Source organism: Levilactobacillus koreensis JCM 16448 (genome assembly GCF_001435525.1).
Classification (GTDB): Bacteria; Bacillota; Bacilli; order Lactobacillales; family Lactobacillaceae; genus Levilactobacillus; species Levilactobacillus koreensis.
Genome location: NZ_AZDP01000012.1, coordinates 1 through 3,097 on the forward strand (window position 1 = coordinate 1; position 3,097 = coordinate 3,097).

Annotated in this window: 1 rRNA gene; it reads right to left on the reverse strand. The window is 49.4% G+C overall.

Features of this window, described 5'->3' with window-relative positions:
- Positions 1 to 24: 24 nt before the first annotated feature.
- Positions 25 to 2,943: ribosomal RNA gene (locus FC99_RS00630) — 23S ribosomal RNA — on the reverse strand.
- Positions 2,944 to 3,097 lie beyond the last annotated feature (154 nt).

Genomic DNA, 3,097 nt, shown 5'->3' on the forward strand with positions numbered 1-3,097 from the left:
CTTGAGAACACCACGTTTTACAACTTGGTTAAGTCCTCGACCGATTAGTACTGGTCCGCTCCACGCCTCACGGCGCTGCTACTTCCAGCCTATCTACCTGATCATCTTTCAGGGGTCTTACTTCCATATAGGAATGGGAAATCTCATCTCGAGGCGAGTTTCACACTTAGATGCTTTCAGCGTTTATCTCATCCATACATAGCTACCCAGCGATGCGCCTGGCGGCACAACTGGTACACCAGCGGTATGTCCATCCCGGTCCTCTCGTACTAAGGACAGCTCCTCTCAAATTTCCTACGCCCGCGACGGATAGGGACCGAACTGTCTCACGACGTTCTGAACCCAGCTCGCGTACCGCTTTAATGGGCGAACAGCCCAACCCTTGGGACCGACTACAGCCCCAGGATGCGATGAGCCGACATCGAGGTGCCAAACCTCCCCGTCGATGTGGACTCTTGGGGGAGATAAGCCTGTTATCCCCAGGGTAGCTTTTATCCGTTGAGCGATGGCCCTTCCATACGGTACCACCGGATCACTAAGCCCGACTTTCGTCCCTGCTCGACCTGTCTGTCTCGCAGTCAAGCTCTCTTCTGCCTTTACACTCGATGAATGATTTCCAACCATTCTGAGAGAACCTTTGGGCGCCTCCGTTACTTTTTAGGAGGCGACCGCCCCAGTCAAACTGCCTACCTGACACTGTCTCCCACCACGATTAGTGGTGCGGGTTAGAGTGTTCACACAGCGAGGGTCGTATCCCACCAGCGCCTCACTCGAAACTAGCGTTCCGAGTTCTACGGCTCCGACCTATCCTGTACAAGCTGTGTCAACACCCAATATCAAGCTACAGTAAAGCTCCATGGGGTCTTTCCGTCCTGTCGCGGGTAACCTGCATCTTCACAGGTAATATAATTTCACCGAGTCTCTTGTTGAGACAGTGCCCAGATCGTTACGCCTTTCGTGCGGGTCGGAACTTACCCGACAAGGAATTTCGCTACCTTAGGACCGTTATAGTTACGGCCGCCGTTTACTGGGGCTTCATTTCTGGGCTTCGCCGAAGCTAACTCATCCACTTAACCTTCCAGCACCGGGCAGGCGTCAGCCCCTATACGTCATCTTACGATTTTGCAGAAACCTGTGTTTTTGATAAACAGTCGCCTGGGCCTTTTCACTGCGGCTACACTTGCGTGTAGCACCCCTTCTCCCGAAGTTACGGGGTCATTTTGCCGAGTTCCTTAACAAGAGTTCACTCGCTCACCTTAGGATACTCTCCTCGACTACCTGTGTCGGTTTGCGGTACGGGTAATTAATCACTAACTAGAAGCTTTTCTCGGCAGTGTGACGTCTGGTACTTCCCTACTAAAATTCGGTCCTCGTAACGCCTTGTCCTTAGCGATAAGCATTTGACTCATCACCAGACTTGACGCTTGAACGCACATTTCCAATCGTGCGCATACCGTAGCCTACTGCGTCCCTCCATCGTTCAAACATGATTAACTAGTACAGGAATATCAACCTGTTATCCATCGCCTACGCTTCTCAGCCTCGGCTTAGGTCCCGACTAACCCTGGGAGGACGAGCCTTCCCCAGGAAACCTTAGTCATTCGGTGGATCAGATTCTCACTGATCTTTCGCTACTCATACCGGCATTCTCACTTCTAAGCGCTCCACCAGTCCTTACGATCTGGCTTCATTGCCCTTAGAACGCTCTCCTATCACGTGACCTATTGGTCACATCCATAATTTCGGTAACATGCTTAGCCCCGGTAAATTTTCGGCGCAGGATCACTCGGCTAGTGAGCTATTACGCACTCTTTAAATGGTGGCTGCTTCTGAGCCAACATCCTAGCTGTCTATGCAACTCCACATCCTTTTCCACTCAGCATGTATTTAGGGACCTTAATTGATGGTCTGGGCTGTTCCCCTTTCGACGGCGGATCTTATCACTCGTCGTCTGACTCCCGGATATAAATCAGTGGCATTCGGAGTTTATCTGAATTCAGTAACCCATGACGGGCCCCTAGTCCAAACAGTGGCTCTACCTCCACGATTCTTAATTCCGAGGCTAACCCTAAAGCTATTTCGGAGAGAACCAGCTATCTCCAAGTTCGTTTGGAATTTCACCGCTATCCACACCTCATCCCAGCATTTTTCAACATACACGGGTTCGGTCCTCCAGTGCGCTTTACCGCACCTTCAACCTGGACATGGATAGGTCACCTGGTTTCGGGTCTACATCAACTTACTGAAACGCCCGTTTCAGACTCGCTTTCGCTACGGCTCCGGTCTTTACACCTTAACCTTGCAAATTAACGTAACTCGCCGGTTCATTCTACAAAAGGCACGCTATCACCCATTAACGGGCTCTAACTAATTGTAGGCACATGGTTTCAGGAACTATTTCACTCCGCTTCCGCGGTGCTTTTCACCTTTCCCTCACGGTACTGGTTCACTATCGGTCACTAGGGAGTATTTAGCCTTGGGAGATGGTCCTCCCGGATTCCGACCACGTTTCACGTGTGTGGCCGTACTCAGGATCCTGAACTGAGGGTCAACGATTTCATCTACGGGGGTATCACCCGCTATGCCGTGCCTTCCCAGACACTTCGATTATCATTGACTTTGGTAACTCAAATGTTCAGTCCTACAACCCCAACGAGCAAGCTCGTTGGTTTGGGCTGTTCCCCGTTCGCTCGCCGCTACTTAGGGAATCGATTTTTCTTTCTCTTCCTGTGGGTACTTAGATGTTTCAGTTCCCCACGTCTGCCTCAACTTAAGTATGTATTCCCTAAGTTGTAACTATCGATTAAGATAGCTGGGTTTCCCCATTCGGAAATCTCCGGATCAAAGCTTACGTACAGCTCCCCGAAGCATATCGGTGTTAGTCCCGTCCTTCATCGGCTCCTAGTACCAAGGCATCCACCATGCGCCCTTCATAACTTAACCTAACGATTACGTCGTAATCGTTGATTAATTGAGTATTAGCGATATTTACAAACTAATTAAAAAACTCAAAATACGCGGTGTTCTCGGTTTAATTATCTTTAATAAAAATAATTAATAAGAAAATAATTGATAATATCTAGTTTTCAAAGAACAA